Here is a 20,905-nt window from a genome sequence, read left to right as displayed (position 1 = left end):
CACCAATCCGCAATCCTCAATCCTAATTCATCAATAATATAACAATTTTCTCCTTCAAGTTATCGTCTGTCGCGAGGTCTAGCGGCAATTGATCTTGGTTGTTTCTGATGGCTTTATCGGCTCCATTTTTTAAGACTAATTTCACTTTTCGGTAAAGGTCTTTGGCTTTATTCGCTTCAAAATTGAGGTTGACGCCACATAGTTTGTGAAGAATGGTATCGCCATTATCGTCTTGATCGTTGATATCTATTGGTAACTGATTAAAAAAGATTTCAAATACAGATTGTGGTTTGGTAATGGCAATATCCAATGGTGATTTTGATTCGTTGTAGATGGTACAAGGTTGCAGCATATCCGCTCCTTGTTCGAGTATTTTAGAAAGATAGCTTATCGCTTGTTTGCTCGAATAGGCATCCATTCGGTTCACAAAATCAAACAATAAAGTTCTTCCAAATTGATTTTTCTCTTCAAAGTTTGGCGTATCGAATTCGCACAAGACATCATAAATTTCAAAGTTGAGTTTATCGTATAGAGCGACGTAAAACAGTGAATTTCCATCTTTGTCTTTATGCTGAGGATTCGCACCATTGTCGAGTAAGAGTCGCACCACCTCTACATTTCCATTATCGATGGCTTTTTGTAGCGGCGTTACATTTCCTTTATTTTTCATATCGACTTCCAGACCAGAATTCAGTAGAAATTCGGCATACTTTGCGGGCAAATTGAGATGGAGTAAGCTGTTTTCTACGTTATCATATTGATTGATATCGCATCCGGCGTTAATTAAAATTTCGATTGCTGGAAGCGGTAACTGCTTTGTTAAAGCCCACAGTAATAGTGTTTCTCGTCCCATCCATTCGTCGATATTTTCGATTTGGGCGACAAATTTTTCTAAAAATGCTAAGGCTTCTGCATCTGGTGTTTCTTGTGAAAGTTGCGCAGAATTATAAATGGTCAAAGGCTGTGCATAGAAAGGGAGATTGCTCATCACTGTTTCTATAAAACTTCCTGAAAAAGTATCGAGCTCGAACACATCGGTTATCACCAATTCTTCCTCTATAAGCGTGTTAATCACAGTATATGCCTTTTGCCGCATACATTCAGCGATAATGAAATTCTGGTTCCATTTATTCATTTCTGAAAAACATTCCGGATGTTCTTTTAACATAGCAATCGCTTGGTCAAATTGTTTGCTGGTAACGGTTGTTCTTAAGTCTTGGTCCACCATTGTTATTTATGATTTTTGATTGATGTTTTTTAGACTATTCAGATGATTTTTTAATACGGTTTCCAATTCTTCAAATCCATTATCATACACATCTACAAGAAATACCATATCGTCTTCTAGCTTTAAGGTTATGGTGTTTATTTTCTCCTCTTTTACACGAATGATGAGTTCGGTGTATTCGTTTTCTTTTTGGGTTTGCTCCAAATTTTGTTTGAAAGTGCCCAAGTAAAGATCAATAGTATCCAATTTGTAATGTGGATTGTCATTATCAAAATTTCGGAAAGACATCCGATCTCCATTTTTTAAGACAAACGCTCTGAGTTGTGTAAACTCTTTTGCCGAAAATTGAGTTGAAATGTCCTTTTCTTTTTTGTTCATCGTTGTTTTTATGGCAGTTTTTGAATTCCCACAGGAAATGAATATTCCGAATACAAAAATGACAAGTAGCAATGGCTTCATATTATATTTACATTGAAAACTCATAACTGATACGGCAACTGGTGTTCCTTTATTTGCTGCCAGAAATAACGAACTGTTTCATCATCATACCTTCTAAAAAAGGCAAACAATGCTGGAATGGTGTATTTTTTTAAACCAGCTACAGAACTAGACTTTTTATCCATCGTTTCAATCCGAAGTTTGTCTTTTTTCAAATCGCTAATGATTTGTTTAAACTCTTCTTCAGACCAATCTTGTGGCGGAAAACGGTTAAAGGCATCCATAGCAATATCAAAAACCTTTAGCATGTTCTGTTCTTCTTTTTTATACGCTTCTGTTGTAACCAAATGTTTTTAAGTTTTAAGTGTTGAGTTGTGAGTTTTAAGTGACTTAAAATTTAAAACTCATAACTATAAAAGTTTCGCCTTCGCAGCTTTAAACTCGTCTTCATCAATTAAACCTTCATCAAAGAGTTCTTTGAGTTCTTTTAATTTCGATTTTAAGTCAGATTTTGGCGCTTCTGGTGTGGCGTTTGGTTGGGGATTACTGATGCTTTTTCCCATTTCCATTCCGGCAAACAATCCCATTCCGGCGCCTGCTGTTCCTTCGTTATTGGCAGCATCGCGCATTGCACGTAATTTTTGCAATTCAGCAAAATCAATGCCTGCTAGTTTTGCAGCTTGTACATCGGCTTGCATATCGCTAATACCGGCAATCCGTTTGTTGGTTTCATCGTCAAACGAGGTGCCTTCTATTCTAAAATCGAGTAATTCAAAACCTAAATCTGAGAAGATGTCAACTGTCTTTTCTTGCGCATCTTTTGCAATCTGCTCGATATTACTATCGATTTCGGCATAGGAAAACTTTGCATTTGCCAAGAAATTAGAAATGGGCTGTGTAATTCTCGACAAGAAGATTTCTTGTAAATGATGAACACAGTAAAACTCCTGTCCGCCCACCATTTGCTCAAAAAACTGACGCGTTTTGGTGATTTTTACCGAGTAGTTTCCGAATGCACGCAAGTTCACTGGAAAGCCATAAACCGGGTCGTTGTAGGTAATCGGAATACGTGTTCCCCAACGAATGTTGACCATATCGGCTTTACGGAAAAACCAAAGACCTACCTTGTGATTACTTTCAAAATTGTATAAAATCTTTTTTAGGGAAGTAAGAAATGGTTTGTTTCCTGTTTCAAGGTTGTACATCCCTTCTTCTTCAAAAACATCTACAATCTTACCTTCATACGTAAAAATGCAGCCCTGTCCAGGCTGCAAAATTAATTTGGATGCATTTTTCAATTCGTCTCCACGCTCCGTAAAGCGATAAAACAGCTCGTTGGGATGTGGTTTTTCCCACTGTACTACCGAACGAAATTGATTGTTTAATTTTTCTTTAATGCCCATAGATTTTTTCCTTAAAATTCGATGTCGTCTGTTAAGCTATCTTTCTTGTTTTCTAGTTCAATAACATTTGGTACCGAAACATTTCCAGCGCGAACATTATCTATAATTCCGTTACGGTAAGTGTTGAAAGCGTCTTCGCCTTGCTTTTCCAATTGTTCTTGTTCCCAGGCATTGTAATGCTCCACCATATAGCTGTACAAGTTTTGGTCAACGCCGAGTTCTGTTAATTTATCCCGACGCGCGTGAAGTGCCGTAGATTGCAGCTTAAAACGGTCTTGCTCCATTGCTTGGTGTTCTGCTACATCAAGTGCAAATAACAAGGCGATGTATTGGTCGTACTCCGGAAAGTATTTCTCCATCAATTCCTTTTGGTCTAAATCAGAGCTATTTTCCTTGTAAGCTTTATAGACATCTTCAGAATCCATTTCGTTTTGCATTTGCATAAATGCCATACTCGCCTGCGAATATTGCCCAACGTTTAAGCCTTTTTCTTCTAAAAATTGAGCCGCATCCACACCATTTTGCGTTGCAATACCCATTTCGCGTTGCAAACGGATAAACGCACCGTGGTCTGGAATTACTTTTCGCCATTCTTCTTCCCCCGTAGCACCGCCAGCATTGGCAAACGGACCCACATTTGGGTTGCTGAAAATTTCGGTGTATTTCATAATCAAATCTGGGTCAGACAATTTTTCGGTGAATTTCTCCATCGTATCTTGCCACACAGGAAGTTCAACACCTAATGTTTTTATGACATCTTCTTCTGGCATTCCGTGGGTTAACTGTCCGCAACCTGCTGCCCAATCTTCAAATGATATTCCGTTAATTTTCTCCATATTTATTATGTTTTTGAATGTTTATATATTCGGTTAATTCTGCTTTTATTTTTTCTTTTTTCGCCTCCATTTCTTCCGTCGTCATTTCTTTCAGCTTTGCTATTTCATCCAATTTTTGATGATGGTAGGCATAGTAGGTCGTTTCATAATCTTGCCAAAGCGCATCAGGTGCAGGTGGTCTGCAATCTTGAATTTTTGTAAGTGCATTTTGCATCGTTTTATAGGCATCGATAGAACGATAGGCCGCAATGTCATCTAAATTGTGCAATAGGAATACAAACTTGGTTTCCAAATCGATCGTGTTCGTGGTGTTACAAGCATTGCAGGTGATGTATTGTGCCCGAAAAATGGTTGTTTTAATGCGAATGGGCGCACCACATTGCGTGCAGAAATAGTCCTTGTCTACCAAAGGCAACAGATGATTATAAGTTAGTTCTGCCAGTTGCCCCTGTATGCTCAAATGATAGACTTCGAGCTCATTGTGCAACCTGTTTTCAATGCTTGATACCGAATCACGAACATTTACCCAAGCATCGCCTTCTTTTTTCATTAAAGGTTCTACTTTGTGCTTCCACGTAGTGCCTATGGTGTCTATGAGAGCGAAAATTTTATCCTTTACGGCTTGCCACGTTCTAAAGGTGGTGTTGTAGTCGTAATCGGTTTCTTGTAATTGCTGCACCAACATTTCGGTACTTTGTTGCAAACTTTCCTGAAAGCGCGTTTCGGTTTTTTGCACAAAGCTTTCCCAGCGTGTAATTAGCGCTTGTTCGGCAGTATTAGGGCTCGTATTTTGCACAGGATTACTCATCCGCTTTTATATTTACATCGATGTTCATAAATGGTGTACCGCAATAATCACAAATCACCAAATTGGTATCTTTTGGTCGTGCTGCACCACAGGTTTCACAACGCTTGGTATCGGTCTTGGATTCTTTTTTTTCCGTGCCGTATTCCTTTTTGCTGTCCTTTGCCGTATTGGCGATTTTAGAGAATAGGTTTTTCATTTTTTACAAACTAAAGGTTTAGGATTGATGATTGCGGATTGATGATTTCGGAATTAATTCATAATTCAAAAATCACAAATCATAAATTCAAAAGGTCATCATTCATAAATCCTCAATACTTAATCGCATCAGTTAAAGTACAAGAGATAAAACAGCTAAAACTATCAAAATAAATCCAGTAGGAATTTGATACTTCATAAGTTTTAATCTTAATTGTTGCCCTTTTTGTTTCGCAGTTTCATTTTTGTTTAAAAGATATTGGGAAATCAAACCATAGCCTAATAAAAATCCTACCACAAATTGCACAACAGATGATGCTAAACCAATCAACCAAACCAAGCTAAATGCGCTAAGATGCAAAATCATTTGAATGATTCCTATTAGTCCCAAAACAGCAAGTAACACACCTATCCAACCTTGGTAAGGTGTAATTTTATCAATGAGTTCTTTGGCATTTGGTTTTTTAGCAATAATTACTGGCGATGCAGCAATGATACCCCCTAAAAGTGCAATAATAGATAAAATCATAATTTAATTTTTTTTAAATGTTTTTAAATCTAAGGCAATTTACAAATTACGAGTATCTGTTTGTACACCAAACAGTATTCGTTGTTATTGAATTTGTATTTGGTAAAAAAACCTGACAAAATATTTATATATTTGAAAAAGAACAAGTTAACTTATTAAAATAACCTATTTATGGTATTTAACAGAATTATTCAAATTATTGAATTTCTATTGAGTTTTGGAAAATCTAAAAATATAACCCCTAAAAAATTAAAAGATATGAACAGTAAAGTAGCACCTATTGAAGAATTTGCATCATGTTTAAAAGCCTTTAGTGATTTGGCTATAGACGTGATTTTAGAAGACATTGACGAGGACGTTTTGTACATTAAGGGCGATGTAACTGTAAACGATTGGAAAACGTGGGAACAAAATGCCTTTAATGAAGCCGACGAAATTATGGCTATTGTAATTGATGGCAATTTAACTGTGAATGGCGATATGCATTTGCATAACCTTATCTTGGTAACAGGAAATGTTTCGGTAGAAAAATTTGTAGTAGAAGATCAGTCGTTTGCCACAGGAGGTAATCTTACAGCAAGCAAATATGTAGGCATTATGGGAACAAATGGTCCGCACATTGACATTAAAGGAATTACAGATGCTCCGTACATCATGGTTCAAAACCAAGTATCTGTTAGCCTTACACCAAGTAACGAGAGTCTTATGTTTAAAGTAGGCGAAATTACAGAAGAATTTGCCAATTGTTTTATTGAGGGTATTAGACAAGAAAGTGGCGAAGGCAGTATGAAATATTTCTATACTGAAATGAGACCGCTAATGAGTAAAGTAGACCAAGAGGTGTATCCGTTTACCAAACCTAAAGACGAAATACTAGCAATTTTGAAAGCACATCCAAGTTATCAATCGGGTTTGTTAAGCGATTCCCATGAAAGTTTTTATAAAGAATAAAATACAATTTCATTTAGTACATAAAATGGCAGTTATCATAAGATGCTGCCAATTTTTATTTAAAACACAGCTAAATAGCTCGTGAAATTTTCAGGAAAGTTAATTTATCTATATAACAATTCACAATTAGTTATTACTTTTGAAATGCAAAACCAACACCAAAATATTTTATGAAATCATTTTTCTACCTTGTTTTTATACTGATTTCACCTAGTTTACTATTTGCACAAGACACCACTTTTTCAAAAGCAGATTCCTTATTACAAACGGGCAACTTTTTGGGTTATAAAAATCAATTGGTTAAAATTCAGAAACAGCATCAAAACTCTAATCAGAAAAATAAAGAAAAGTTACTTAAAACATACGTAAAGTTGGTAGAATTTTACGCAAACATCCAAGAAAATTCAGATTCTTTGATATATTATTATCAACAAGGAATTGCCAAAGCCACAATATTAAATAACAAAGAATATATTGCCAATTTTAGATTTCAGTACGCCAATTACCTTACAACCAAAGGAAAATATGTAGAAGCTATGCAATTGTTTCAGTCTTTAGAAGACAAAATAACACGTTCAGATTATTCTTTTCTACCTCATTATTACGATGCGTATGCCAGATTACATTACTATTTAAAAGATTATGAAAATGCACTTGCTTACCTAAAAAGAGAAGCTACTTTATTTGAAAAAAGGAACTTGCCCCAAAACAACGCGAGTGTATACAATAATTTGGGCATTTTATACAATGCGCAAAGCAAATTAGATTCTGCCTTGTACTATCATGAAAAAGCACAAAACATTAATATCCAAATAAAGGATACCACAGGAATTGTAAAATCGTTGAATAATATTGGGCAAACTTATTTTAAGCATCGATTAATAGAAAAAGCCAAATTACATTACGAAAAAGCATTAGAATTTCCTGATAAATACATTACAGAAAGCCTGCTGAACAATTATGCAGAACTTTTAATTAATAATGACGAACACGCAAAAGCAGCATCATTTTTAGTGCATTTAACCCAAAGTGAACACAAAAAAATAGCCCAAAGCGCTTTAAGTCAGTTGGTAACACTTTATAAAGCCCAACAACAATTTGAAAAAGCTTTAACATACCAAGAGCAACTAAACCAACTATCACAAGAACTTTTAGACGAAACCAAACTAAAAGAAATTGAACGGTTAAAAATTGAATACAATACCGCCCAAAAAGAAAAAGAAATAGAGAGCCTAAAACTCATCAGCCAAAGTCAACAACAAGTTATTGCCCGTAATAGATTACTTGTTTTTATCAGTGTATTATTGTTTCTCATTTCTATTGTAGTGTTTATTTTATGGAAAGTAAATCAAGACAAAAGAGCTAAAATTTATGAATTGGAAATGAACAGTAAAGTGCTTCGGCTACAGATGAATCCGCACTTTATCTTCAATGCATTAGCAGCTATACAAAGCAATATTTTAAGTAAAGAACACCTAAAAGCTTCAAATTATTTAGTAAAGTTTTCAAAATTGCTTCGCCATCATATTGAGCAAACCCGAAGCAGTACTGTTTTGCTACAAGACGAAATACAAAGCTTAATCGATTACCTTGAACTACAAAAAATGAGGATGGATCATCAACTAAATTTTTATTTTAATGTAGATAAAACAATTAACATTTCAGAATGTTATATTCCGGCAATGCTTATTCAGCCATTGGTAGAAAACGCCATAGAGCATGGTTTAGAGAATAATGCATCACCAAAGATTAGCATTCATTTTTTAAATTTCACAACTTATCTTGAATGTCAGGTAATTGACAACGGTGTAGGTTTTTCATGCACATTTAATCAAGAAAAACAAAAAAAGAAATCTTATGCTACAACAATTATCAATGAACGATTAGCTTTACTCAGCATCAAACAAAAAAAACCATTAACTTTAACCATTAAAGACCACATCGTTAATGAACAACTAACGGGAACAATAGCGATTATTCAAATACCCAACTTAACACCATCTTAAAAATAATGCTAAAAACATTAATAATAGACGACGAAAGCTTGATACGAAATAGCTTAAAAATATTACTAGCTGAACGAAATGATATAGAAATTGTAGGTGAAGCCAGTTCAAAAGATCAAGCGATACAGCTTATTGAAGAATTAAAGCCTGACTTGGTATTTTTGGATATCCAACTAAAAAAACACACTGCTTTTGAATTATTAGATGAGTTACTAGACATTACATTTAAACTCATTTTTGTAACAGCATATAGTGAATATGCTATAAAAGCCTTTAAATATAGTGCATTTGATTATTTACTAAAACCTATTGATTTAGAAGTTTTAAACCAAACTATTGACCGATTAAAAACTGAAATTACCACTACCAGCGAACAATTCCAAGCAATGAAATTAAATCGTGAATTTCAGAAAATCACGCTAAAAACTACTGAACATATTTATCATCTTGATTTTAATGAGATTATATTTTGCAAAGCAGATGGTAGTTATACGCGTTTTCATTTAACCGAAAACCGAAATTTAATTATCTCAAAACCCTTAAAAAGTTACCAAAACTTGCTCCCTGAAAATCAATTCTTCAGATCGCATCAATCGTATTTAGTTAATTTAGATTTTGTAAAAAAGTATGATAAGAAAATAAATTCTTTGGTGATGCAAGACCAAACCGAAATTCCTGTATCGGTGCGTAACCGCTCTAAAATAAAAGATGTGTTTTAACCTGCCTTTAACAAAATAACAACCCCATTATTTTAAAATAACGGGGTTGTTTTTATAAATAATAGTTCCTTATGAGTTCTACATCTCCACAATAATAAACTCTGATCTACGGTTGGCTTGGTGTGCTTCTTCGCTACACTTCACGCCGTCGGCACATTCGTTGACTAATTGGCGTTCGCCATAGCCTTTCGAGGTTAATCGTGACGAACTGATGCCTTGGTCAATCAACCATTCTCTGGTCGATTTTGCGCGGTTCTCAGACAATCTGTCGTTGTACTTGTGTGATGCACGGCTGTCGGTATGCGAACGAATGTCGATTTTCATCGTTGGATATTCTTCTAATACCGCCAATACTTTTGCCAACTCTGCTGCTGCATCCGGACGGATGTTGTATTTGTCTAAATCAAAATAAATAGGATTCAGTTTTAATACTTTAAACAAGTCGTCGCCTACTTTTACAGGGGTTTTCGCCGGTTCCAATACAATGGTGTGCTCGGTTACACCGCTTTCATTGGGCAAAAGCACCACGTCTTCTTGGGTCGTATTGCCTTCTTTTTCCGCTTTTAAGCGGTAGGTTTCCCCACATTTGAACGTGTTGTTGAACACATAACCGTCGTTTTGGTAGCGGTTACTGCTTTCTAATTCGCCGTACAAATTGTTGTAAAGCGTTACGTTGGCATCAGTGATAATGTTGTGGGTTTTGCCGTCTATTACTTTTAAAAGTAGTTTTTGGATACATTCTAGTTGCAACGGTTTGGTTTCATGGAAACTGTAAATATCGTCGTTGCCGTTTCCACCCTCACGGTTGCTTGAAAAGAAACCTTGTTTGGTGTTTGGGTCGATATAATACGCAAAATCATCTGCATTTCCGTTGATTGGTGTTCCTACGTTGTGGATTTCCCCGGGGTTGCTGTTTCTGTCTAATTTCGTGGCATATACATCTAACCCACCTAGTCCTACTCTACCGTCGCTTGAAAAATACAATTCCCCGCTTTCGGTTACAAACGGAAAGGTTTCTCTGCCTTCGGTGTTGATTCCTTCGCCCATGTTTACAGGTCCGCCAAAAGCGCCTGAGGGATGAATCGCCACCTGCCACAAATCCGATCCGCCGAAGCCTCCCGGACGGTCGCTCGCAAAATACATCGTGGCTTCGTCTTGGCTTAAGGTGGGGTGTGCCGTGTTGTAGCCATCCATATTGAACGATAGTTCCGTTACATTTTCCCATTTGCCCTCCACGTTTTCTGCACGGTAGATTTTAAGCTTCGTGTTTTTGTCGGCATCGTATTTACGGGTATGGTTGATGTAGTTGTTGCGTGTGAAATACATCGTGTTGCCGTCTTTGGTAATCACCGCTGTTGATTCATTAAGTGGTGATTTTACCTTGCCTTTTAATCGGGTTACTTTGTCGTCTTTTGTTGCTGTTTCGGCTACGCTGTACAAGCTGGTAAAGGCATCACCTGTCCAGGTGTGTTCGCGTTTGTGCAAGCTGCCTGTGTCGCGTGCGCTGGTAAAGTACAACTGGTTGTTGTGTACATAGCTCCCGTAATCGGAATAAGGCGTGTTGATCTCCAAATTCTTAATCTGGTCGTAGCGACCTGAATTGGCTTGTATCTGCTTTTTAAGCGCGGCTTCGTTCTGGCGGATTTTTGACCGCTGGGTGTGGCTGCCGGCTTTGCTTACAAACTGGTCGTAGTAGCGCTTCGATTCGCTTTCTTTGCCCACGTGTTGCAAGGTTTGAGCGTAGCGGTAATAGTACTCGCTGCCTATGTTTTCGTTGCCAAATTCTTTGAACAAGCGTTCGTAGTGCTTTTGGGCTTCGCCATAGCGCGCATTGAAATAGTAGGCGTTGCCTAACTTTTCTAGTACATCCTTCCCCGCATAACCGCGGTTGGCTACTTTCTCGTAAATGCCAATCGCATCTACATAAGCCCATTGGTTGTAGTCTTTATCGGCTGTATTTAATCCCGCTTGTGCTTGTGCCCCCGTGTTCCCCAACATAAAGGCCGTGAACAAAGCGGCTGTGTATATCCCTTTTTTCATTTTTCTTTATTTTTAGAAGAAACGCGGCGAGTTCACGCGGCGGTATTTGTTAAACAATTCAAAGCGCATAAAAATCTCGTGTGAGCCGTTGTTGTAATTTCGCAAGGCTTTAATATCGCTGTCGTAGCTATAGCCTATGAATAATCCGTCGGTTACTTGGAAGCCTGCCAAGGCACTCCATGCGGCATCCCAGCGGTAAGCGGCTCCTAAAGTAAACTTCTCGTTGATTAAGAAGTTCCCTGTGATATCGGCTTGTAATGGTGCGCCTTCTACTGCTTTTAACAAAAATGCCGGTTTGAATTTCAACATTGGGTTCAACTCAAATACGTGACCTCCCATTAAATAATAGTGCATCTTTTGCTGCATCGTGCTTTGTACGTTGTCGTCGTAGCGCGTGGTTTCTAAAAAATGGGGTACCGATAATCCTACATACGTTTGCTCGTTATGCCAATAAACACCTGCTCCTATGTTTGGAGTGAATTGGTTGTTGATGTCTGTAAGAATCTGCGGATCGTTCGGGTTGTATTTGTTCAGCCTGGAATAGGCTACATTCAGCATATTGGCCGATCCTTTTAAACCGAAGCTTAATTTGCTGCCGCGGTTGTTTAAATCTAAGGTGTACGAGAAATCTACACTTAACGTGTTTTCATCGGTCACTCCTAACCTGTCGTTTACAAAGCTTACTCCCAAACCTACTTTACTCTCGGCTATAGGGGTGTTTATGGAAAACGAATTGGTCGTTGGTGCGCCTTCTAATCCTACCCATTGGCTGCGGTGCAAGCCAAAGATGCTTAACGCGCCTCTGCTACCTGCATAAGCCGGGTTGATGTTGATGGTGTTGTACATGTAGTTCGTGTACTGGGGGTCTTGTTGGGAATGTGCTTTTGCACATCCCAACAATAATACTCCCAACAATAATCTGTTTATGTTTTTTGAAATATTCATATCCATTTATTATTCGTTATTCTCCAAATGTAAGTAGCCGGCTTGTTCGGTTGGATATTGGATTCCATTGCCTAAATCAAACGTGTACTTAACTACGTAATAATATGTTCCTGATGGTAATTTTGATTGCTTACTAACTGTGACTCTTCCTTCGGAATGTCCTTTAAAGGTGTTGCCTTGGGAATTGTAATCCTTCGTTTCGTAAACCAATACACCCCAACGGTTGTATACTTCTACAACGTTGCCCGGGTAACAATTGATTCCTTTCAAAATTAACTCATCATTCATGCCGTCACCGTTTGGAGTTACTGCATTAAATATTTCTACTGGACACGATAAATGAATTGTTTGCGTATAACTGGTCTCATTTCCACATGCGTCTGTTGCAACCCATGTTCTTAAAATGTCATACTTCGCTTCACAATCGCCTTCTATCTTCTCATCGTATGAGCGAACACTTGCTGTTCCACAATTGTCAACGGCTGTTAAGATTTCTGCCGGTTCGAAGTCTTCGCATCGCATGAATACTTCTCTATTTGGCATAGGGCCTACAAATTCAGGAGCGGTGGTGTCTTCCACTGTTATCACTTGTGTGTGTGTAGTGGTGTTGCCGCACGCGTCGGTTGCTGTCCATGTTCTTTCTAATGTATAACTATTAGGGCATGAACCTTCTGTACGCTCTTCGTTAAAGCTTACTGTTGCTGCTCCACAGTTGTCAACGGCTGTGAGTTCTGCTACCGCTGGTAACGAATCGCTGCATTCCAAGGTGATATCCATTGGTAAAACTTCTACAAATTCCGGACCGGTGCTGTCTTCTACCGTGATGGTTTGTACCAAATCGGTTTGGTTGCCTGCACAATCTGTTAACGTATAGGTTCTGGTGATGATATAAGCATTGCCTAAACATCCACTGCCTCCATTATCTATGTCGGATACCGTTACGGTAACACTTCCGTTGCAGTTGTCGGCTTCGTCTAAGATAGCTGCTGCATCTGCCGCTGGTATAGCACTCATACATTCTAATACTAAATCGGATGGTGCTGTTCCTGTTGGCGCAACCGTATCTTCAATGGTGTAGGTGTACACCCAATTGTGGCTATTGCCTTGGCAATCGGTAAACGTGTAGGTATAAGTTACATCGCCTTCACAACTTGGAAGAGCTGAAACTACCGGGGCACTTGCCGTTAATACATTCCCGCAATTATCGGTTACCGTTGGTACAGTTGGTGCTACAATCTCTGAAGCACATGCTACCGTTGATGATCCGTTGGCTGGCAAAGTGAAGTCTTCTGCTTCAATGATATAGGTATATACCCACGTTTGTGTATGGTTAGCACAATCTTTATATTCATAATTAAAGGTTCTTGTGCCTTCACATCCGTCGTAGGTTCCTCCTTCGAAACTGAAAACAGGTGTTAATACATTGCCACAGTTATCGGTTACCGTTGGTAATACCGGTGCCACTGCTGCGCTTATACATGATACCGTTTCTGAACCATTGGCAGGTAAGATGAAATCTTCTCTTTCAATGGTGAAGGTATGCGTCCAAGGGTGCGTATTTCCTTCACAATCTGTAAACGTGTACGTATAAGTTACATCTCCTTCACACGCTGGTTCTTGTGAAATTACAGGACCACTTGGTGGTAATACGTTTCCGCAATTGTCTGTTACCGTTGGCACTGTTGGTGCCGTAATAGCAGATGCACATGCTACTGTTGATGCAGTATTAGCTGGTACGGAGAAATCTTCTCTTTCAATGGTGAACGTGTGTGTCCAATCGTGCGTAGTTCCTTCACAATCTGTAAACGTGTAGGTATAAGTTATATCTCCTTCACACGTTGGTTCTTGTGAAATTACAGCTGCGCTTGGTGTTAAAACGTTTCCACAGTTGTTTGTTACCGTTGGTACAGTTGGTGCTACTACATCGGACGGACATGCTACCGTTGATAATCCGTTGGCTGGCATAGTAACCATTGGTGCACTTATTGTATAAGTATATGTCCATGTGTATGGTGTTCCTGTACAATCTGTATAGGTATAGGTGTATGCTTTTGTGCCTGAACATGCAGGGTCTGCATCTGTATTTGTTAATACTGCTGTTAGTGCTCGGCCACAGTTGTCAACTACTGTTGGTGCAGTTGGGGCTACCGCTTCAGCAACACAAGCTACTGTTGACGATCCCGCAGCAGGCATGGTAACTACCGGATTACTAATTGTATAGGTGTATTCCCAAGTGTATGGCGTTCCGGTACAATCTACATAGGTATAGGTATATACTTTGGTGCCTGCACATGATGGTGTTGCCGATACATTGGCTAAAAATCCTATTAGGAATCTTCCACAGTTGTCGGTTACCATTGGGGCTACTGGTACTACTAGTGCTTCTGATGCACATGATACGGTAGATGATCCATTTACTGGTAGGGTCACTACCGGTGCATTTATCGTATATTCGTAAGTCCAGATATGATTATAGCCTTCACAATCTTGGTATTGGTAGTTGTAGGTACGCGTACCTGAACATCCGTCATAAGTGCCCCCTATAAACGAGCTAATTGGTGTTAATACATTTCCGCAGTTATCGGTAACTGTTGGTAAACTAGTTGGTGCTACTGCTTCTGATATACATGCTACCGTTGATGAGCCATTTGCTGGTACACTAAAGTCTTTACGCTCTACTATATACGTATAAACCCAATCGTGGCTGTTGCCTTCACAATCTGTGTAGGTATAGGTATAACTGATTACTCCTTCACATATTGGGCTTGGTAACTCGGTTACTACCGGAGCACTCGGTGTTAATACATTGCCACAGTTGTCCGTTACTAAAGGTAATACAGGTGCTATTGCGTCTGCAGGACATGCTACCGCTGACATTCCATTGGCTGGCATCTTGAAATCTGCACGCTCAATGGTGTAGGTGTACACCCAATCATGGCTGTTCCCTTGACAATCGGTATAAGTGTAGGTGTAGCTTAAATCTCCTTCACAAACCGGCGCTGTAGAAATTACCGGCGCACTTGGTGTTAAGATATTTCCACAACTGTCTGTAACTTCTGGTAATACTGGTGCTACTGCATCAGCAATACATGCTACTGTTGACGATTCGTTTGATGGTAATGTGAAATCTTCTACAGTTACAAAAATGTTTTGTGTATGGCTTTGTGTGTTTCCACAGCTATCAGTTAATGTCCATATTCTTTCTAAGGTATAGTCTTCAGGACATGTACCGTCAATTCTGTTTTCTTCAAAATCTGCTTCCATTAAAGGATTAAATAGATACAAGAAGAAAGTACTTCCGTTACCTTGACCAATATTTTCTATTTCAAACTCAGTAATATCTGCTCCTGAGAATATTTGATAGATAGAGTTGATATTGGCAGTACCTCTGTTTTCGATTTCATAACCGGTTGTTGTTGGTTTTATATAAAAATCAGGGTGTGGATAATCGGTACTATAGGTGCTATCGAAAAATAGATTCGCATTTGGATTATTTGACTTAAAGTTCACTTTTTCGCCTGCAGCCATTTGCACGTTTCCTTCAGTTGATGCAAATTGCGGGCTTGACAATTTTATTCTGTATCCTGAATTTTCAAACCTAATACCTTTATTTGGAGTAGTTGTTACGCTACTAGGTAAAGAAGAATCTAATACATAGGTTTCTAAGCTAAAGGTAACACCTGTAAAATAGGTTTGATCTAAATCTGTTGGATTATCGATATAGTCTAACACAGGAAGGTCTTGGAAAACAACTCCGAATGGAGATCCGTTGTTGGTATCGTATCCTGCCATTGCGTCTCCTAAGTTGATAAACTTAGCCAATGGATTACTTAAAAATGCTGCATCTGTGTTAAATACACAACTTTCTGTACCTGTTAATGTAACTGCTGCCGGAATGGTGTCTTCACATGTTAGTGTGGCATCTTGAGGAAGGGTTTCATTAAACGTTGGTGCTGTTGTATCTTCAACGGTAATTGTTCTTGGTGCAGATTCTGTTGTATTGCCACAAGCATCTATTGCTATGTATGTACGTTCAATTACATAGTTTCCTGGGCAACTGCCTGGGGTTTCTATATCACGAATAAATACTTCGGCTTCGCCACAATTGTCTGATGCAGTAACAACCAAATCATTTGGCATATCGCTGCTACAGCTTATGGTAAGTGGTGGTGTTGGCGGAGCTACGTCAAATGTTGGCGCCGTAGTATCTTGTACCGTGATGGTTTGTACGTGCTCTGTGATGTTGTTACAAGCATCAGTAGCAGTCCATGTTCTTACGATTTCGTAATTACCTGGGCAGTCTCCTTCAACAATTTCTTCATTAAATTCTACTAAATCTTGTTGAGGGAAGAGTTGTATTTCATATATTCTAAAGTCATGCTGCCCTGTTGGATGCGTATGATCTAAAGTGAACTGTGTGCCAACACCGCCCCAAATAGTTCTAGGTGTAGGAGTTCGTATCGCATTTTCTTCTATATTACTTGGGTTAAAAGGGCTTTGGTTGAACAATACGTAAGGCCCTGTTACAGATGAGATCAAATTTGGATGATCATGAGTAGCCCCATTATTTGGATATGGAACCGACATAGATATATCACCAGAAGCCTCGACATATGCTTGAGCTCTTAAGAAATTGGCACCATTAGCAGTGAAAAACACATCGTCAGAAAAAGTAATTTCGATTCTTGCGTTTATCAAATCAACACCGTTACCAAAACTGTTTGGTCTAATTCTGCTAGGTTCTGTACCTGTAGCTAAGCTTGTTGTAGTAATGGTAAAGGTAATTCCGTCGTATTCAGGGAGAGGAGTTAGAACTCCAGGGTTTCCTTCGTATAAGTAGTCATTTACGAGCCAAGTACCTACTACTCCAAATGGGGCTCCGTTATTGGTGTCGTACCCATTCATAGCTTCTTGTATTTTAAGTACTAAACTGCCGTCTAAACGGAAGTTAACATCTTCATCGTTGTCAATATCAATTGTACAGTCTGTTGCGGTTAACGCTTTTGCATCAGGGATTGTGTCTTCACAGCTTAATGTAATGTCTACTGGTAAGACTTCACCTTCATTAAATATTGGGCCTTCTTGGTCATTAACTGTGATGATTTGTGGTTCTGAAGTTACTACGTTGCCACAAGCATCTATAGCTACCCAACGACGCTCGATAGTGAACTGCCCAAAACAAGCTCCATCAGTACGTAATTCATCTACATAAACGGTTGCATCGCCACAGTTATCTGTAGCAGTGATGATTGCTGCAGCTGGAATATCTTCTGCGCAAGCTACCTCGATAGCATTAGTTGGTGGTGTAGTGTCAAAGGTTGGTGGCGTTGCATTAATAGTAAATACTTGTGTTACTTCAACAGCAGTGTTTCCGCAGGCATCTGCAACATTCCAAGTTCTTGTAATGGTTCCACCACAAGCACCACCTACTAAAGGTCCGTCTACGCTAGTTACCATTCCGCCAGCATCACAGTTGTCTGTCCATGCTAAATCCATAGCCGCTGGTAAATCATCAATACACGCTATAGTTTCGTTTGCTGGTCCTGCTGCGATTACTGGTACTGTAGTATCTTTAATAGTGAATACTTGTGTTACTTCTACGGCATTGTTTCCGCTAGCATCTGCAACATTCCAAGTTCTGGTGATGGTTCCGCCACAAGCGCCACCTACTAAAGATCCGTCTACGCTAGTTACCATGCCTCCTGCATCACAGTTGTCTGTCCACGCTAAATCCATAGCGGCTGGTAAGTCGTCAATACACGCTATGGTTTCGTTTGCTGGTGCTGCTGCGATTACTGGCTTAATATCATCTACTATAATAGTAACAGTTAACATACCAATAGCAAAGTTGTTTACATTAGAATTTTCTGTAATTCTGTATTCTAATGTATAAGTAGTGCCTGGTTGAGCATCTTCTGCTACATCTACAGAACCGTCTGGGTTTACAGAAATTATGCCTTCTGTGTCAGGGGTTTCTTCTGAAATGGTATAATCTGATGGTACAACTGGTGTGCCGCTCACATTATCATTATCCATTACATTGGCAATGTTTGTTTGCGCAATAAACGGACAAATATCTACCACATCGTCTTGTACCCCGCTTAGGCCAGATGAAATAATGTTAATGGTGACAATAGTGCTGTCTAAATCAGTACATTGTCCTTCAACGTCATATTGGAATTGGTATGAACCAACTGTCAACATGCTTGCATCTAAAACTTCATTGTTTAAGGCACCTGTGCTTGACAAGTCTGTCCAATCTCCCCAATTATCGTAAGGGCCTGTTACATAGTCAAACAGATTTGTGATGCCTGCATCGGCTTGAACAATATCAACCGTTTGTCCTGTACCTGCTTCTGGTGGTGGTGCAGGAGATTGTATTTCAAAACTTAATGTTTGAGAAATACATGCGTTTGGATTAGGGTTGTAGGATAATGTTGCATAGTAAGTTCCTGCATCTGCTGCTTCATTAAAAGGAGCAAAATTGAGGGTGTTACCTGTACCGATAACTGTTGGGTCGCCATCTTTGGTCCATTCAATATCAAGAAAAGACAAACCTGTAACATACAAAGATCCGTTTTCGCCATCACATAAATTGCTTGGTCTGATTACAGGCATTTTTACTACGTCTGTTCTGAATTGGAAAACTGCAACGTTGCCACAACCGTCTTCTACTTCTACGGTGTATTCTCCTGCAGCTAATTCAGAAAAAATAGGGTCTGTGCCGTTATCAATAACCATAGGTGTGCCATTAAACGATGTAATGGTATAATTAAGAGGAGCAACCCCGCTTGCGTCAATAATTAACTCTGTATTGCCGCTTACGCAGTTGGCTACATAATAATTGTGTAGGTTAATTCCTGTTGCAGATACATTAAAAGTGTCTATAACTTCGTGACAAAATGGGTTGCTACCACTTGCAGTCGCTATAATTACGTTTTGTAAAATAACTCTGTATTCGCCGCTACCTCCTGCAACATTATTAACGGTACCTGTTACTGTTTCAAAGCCAACAGGAGTGTTGCTAAAGAAGATCTCTATACCTGTTGCGTTCCCTAATGGGTCTCCTTCAGTATATAATGTGCCAGTTGTAGGGTGTCCCCATTGTCCAGAGGCTGGGTAGAATTTTTGCAAATGTGCTTTTTCCCCTCCTAAATACGAAGATGTAGTAGCTTCTACGTTAAAGCTGCCACCACAATTAAAGGTGGGAGTTACTGAGGATGTTAAGTTTTTGCCTAAAACCGTTACGCTTGTAGTAAAAGGTGCGCAGCTACCTGTAATCTCAAAGGTGTAATTACCAGCTGGTAAAGAGTTTATTCTAAATCCGCCATCAGGAGAGATGCCAAACGACACATCTGTAGGCCCAGTATAAGCTGCGGGTGCACTAAGTATGTTGATAGCAGTAATATCGTCTGTTTGCGCAGCTGTACCTCCTATTGTTTTTATATATAACCAAAGTGAGCCTTCATCATCGGCGCAACCAGGCCAGTTTCTTACAATTCGAATGTCTTGTGTTGGTTCGTTACTAACGGTAATGGTTTTTATTTCTGTTCTACCACAAGTAGATAGTTCTACCTGGTAGGTACCTAAAGGGACTCCAGGAGAAGAAGCGTCACCAAAGGCTATAGGGCCATTATGAGGGTCGATAGTGCCCGTATATGCTCCTGGGGCAAAGTTAGTGTTATAATCTGCTGGGTCAAACCCTGCTGGATAACTTAAAAAAGTAACATCTATCGGAGCTTCATAAAAATAGAAATTATCAAAGCGTATATACTTAGATCCACAATCTGCTGCTAGAGCCAAAACTCTAGAAGATGGTATAGCTGTAATTTCATCTACTTTAGTAAATACCTCACCACAAGCATCGGTAAAGGTAATGGTGTAGTTGTAGGTTTCGCCATAATAAAAAGGTACGTCGTAATGGCGGTTGTTTTGGTTTAGAGTCCACGTATCATTAATTACGGTATCAGCGCCACCTGTAGGGTTTTCTATAGTTACGACTACATCTATTGGGTATCTGTAATTTGGTACTGTTGTATTGCCGTTATAGTATAATCGTTCTACATGGTCTATGGTGTTACAATCAATCATAGATCTAAAGCTACCTACACTACTTGATCTTAGCACAGTATATTGTTCAAAATCATCTATAACGCTTACACCGATAGAGGTTGCATTACCACATACATCAACGACTACTGCATTGTATTCACCATATGGTGCTGAAAGCACGTTTGAAGTTTGTGCTGGTACTACTACATTGTTAGAAGTATCGCGAAGTTCATACGTAGCTGGGTTACCAGCAGTTACATTAACGGTAACTTCACCACCATCACAAATTAGCGCTACATCGGTATCAAAAGCAATGTCTTCAATGCTATCTGTAATGGTTACATCGGCAGTTTGTTGGTTGTTTTCTGCACCTACTACCTGTGTGGCAATTATTCGATAATCACCGCTTCCGAGTGAGGTTTCGGTATGGGTTAATGTGCTACCTGTTGCTACAATTCCGGTTGTGGTTTGAATAGGTATAGATGTATTGGGTAACAGAAATACCTGAAATTCAAATACTGCACCAGCTTCGGTATTGTCAATATCAATGACAATCTGTCCATTACCAGTACAGGTTTCGTCTACGGGCGTTAATGTCATGTTAAAGACATTGATGGCCGATTCGTTCTTTAATTCTGTATTATCCATTGCAGTATTTTCACTTGTAAGCGGTACTGCATGGGCAATTGTGAATAATAAAGAAAAATAAGAAAGTAAAAAATACGTCATTCTTTATTTCATAATATTAGGTTCAT

14 protein-coding genes are annotated in these 20,905 nt (G+C 39.0%); 3 read left to right on the top strand and 11 right to left on the bottom strand.

Going from position 1 to position 20,905, the window contains the following annotated elements; genetic code table 11:
- Nucleotides 1-22: 22 nt before the first annotated feature.
- The 8 genes from MG290_RS09890 to MG290_RS09855 form a co-directional block, all read right to left on the bottom strand.
- The gene (locus MG290_RS09890) at nucleotides 23-1,228 is read right to left on the bottom strand and encodes an ankyrin repeat domain-containing protein (protein WP_264561147.1); all 1,206 of its coding nucleotides are present in this window, start codon (nucleotides 1,226-1,228) and stop codon (nucleotides 23-25) included.
- Between the two features lie 6 nt (nucleotides 1,229-1,234).
- A complete protein-coding gene (locus tag MG290_RS09885) occupies nucleotides 1,235-1,606 on the bottom strand; it encodes a hypothetical protein (protein ID WP_264561146.1) in 372 nt (123 codons plus the stop codon).
- Between the two features lie 101 nt (nucleotides 1,607-1,707).
- Nucleotides 1,708-2,013: a hypothetical protein gene (locus tag MG290_RS09880; RefSeq protein WP_264561145.1), complete on the bottom strand. Its 306-nt coding sequence runs from the start codon at nucleotides 2,011-2,013 to the stop codon at nucleotides 1,708-1,710.
- A gap of 63 nt (nucleotides 2,014-2,076) precedes the next feature.
- Nucleotides 2,077-3,069: an SPFH domain-containing protein gene (locus MG290_RS09875; RefSeq protein ID WP_264561144.1), complete on the bottom strand. Its 993-nt coding sequence runs from the start codon at nucleotides 3,067-3,069 to the stop codon at nucleotides 2,077-2,079.
- An 11-nt stretch (nucleotides 3,070-3,080) separates the two neighbouring features.
- The gene (locus tag MG290_RS09870; protein WP_264561143.1) at nucleotides 3,081-3,905 is read right to left on the bottom strand and encodes a DUF6620 family protein; all 825 of its coding nucleotides are present in this window, start codon (nucleotides 3,903-3,905) and stop codon (nucleotides 3,081-3,083) included.
- Nucleotides 3,892-4,713, bottom strand: a complete 822-nt coding sequence (locus tag MG290_RS09865; RefSeq protein WP_264561142.1) for a hypothetical protein — start codon at nucleotides 4,711-4,713, stop codon at nucleotides 3,892-3,894. Before MG290_RS09865 ends, MG290_RS09870 begins: the two co-directional genes overlap by 14 nt.
- On the bottom strand, nucleotides 4,706-4,909 hold the full coding sequence (locus MG290_RS09860) for a hypothetical protein (protein ID WP_264561141.1): 204 nt from the start codon (nucleotides 4,907-4,909) through the stop codon (nucleotides 4,706-4,708). The genes MG290_RS09865 and MG290_RS09860 overlap by 8 nt, the downstream gene beginning before the upstream one ends.
- 132 nt (nucleotides 4,910-5,041) lie before the next feature.
- A complete protein-coding gene (locus tag MG290_RS09855) occupies nucleotides 5,042-5,437 on the bottom strand; it encodes a hypothetical protein (protein ID WP_264561140.1) in 396 nt (131 codons plus the stop codon).
- 171 nt (nucleotides 5,438-5,608) lie between these two features.
- Here MG290_RS09855 and MG290_RS09850 point away from each other — a divergent pair, with 171 nt between their 5' ends.
- From MG290_RS09850 to MG290_RS09840, 3 genes are all read left to right on the top strand, one after another.
- Nucleotides 5,609-6,388 (top strand): hypothetical protein, encoded by a 780-nt coding sequence (locus MG290_RS09850; protein ID WP_264561139.1) that lies wholly within the window; start codon nucleotides 5,609-5,611, stop codon nucleotides 6,386-6,388.
- Between the two features lie 170 nt (nucleotides 6,389-6,558).
- A complete protein-coding gene (locus MG290_RS09845) occupies nucleotides 6,559-8,394 on the top strand; it encodes a tetratricopeptide repeat-containing sensor histidine kinase (RefSeq protein WP_264561138.1) in 1,836 nt (611 codons plus the stop codon).
- A gap of 5 nt (nucleotides 8,395-8,399) precedes the next feature.
- Nucleotides 8,400-9,113: a LytR/AlgR family response regulator transcription factor gene (locus MG290_RS09840; RefSeq protein WP_264561137.1), complete on the top strand. Its 714-nt coding sequence runs from the start codon at nucleotides 8,400-8,402 to the stop codon at nucleotides 9,111-9,113.
- Between the two features lie 78 nt (nucleotides 9,114-9,191).
- Here MG290_RS09840 and MG290_RS09835 read toward each other — a convergent pair whose 3' ends face one another.
- From MG290_RS09835 to MG290_RS09825, 3 genes are read right to left on the bottom strand one after another with little or no spacing between them, the layout of a single operon-like run.
- Nucleotides 9,192-11,153, bottom strand: coding sequence for an OmpA family protein (locus tag MG290_RS09835; RefSeq protein WP_264561136.1), 1,962 nt, complete (start codon nucleotides 11,151-11,153; stop codon nucleotides 9,192-9,194).
- 12 nt (nucleotides 11,154-11,165) lie between these two features.
- Nucleotides 11,166-12,098, bottom strand: coding sequence for a PorP/SprF family type IX secretion system membrane protein (locus tag MG290_RS09830; RefSeq protein WP_257500267.1), 933 nt, complete (start codon nucleotides 12,096-12,098; stop codon nucleotides 11,166-11,168).
- Between the two features lie 9 nt (nucleotides 12,099-12,107).
- Entirely contained in the window at nucleotides 12,108-20,879 is an 8,772-nt protein-coding gene (locus MG290_RS09825; RefSeq protein WP_264561135.1) for a gliding motility-associated C-terminal domain-containing protein, read from the bottom strand.
- Nucleotides 20,880-20,905: the final 26 nt, after the last annotated feature.

This window comes from Flavobacterium sp. CBA20B-1 (assembly GCF_028473145.1).
In the GTDB taxonomy this organism is placed as follows: Bacteria; Bacteroidota; Bacteroidia; order Flavobacteriales; family Flavobacteriaceae; genus Flavobacterium.
This window is presented reverse-complemented; position numbering and strand designations above follow the sequence as displayed.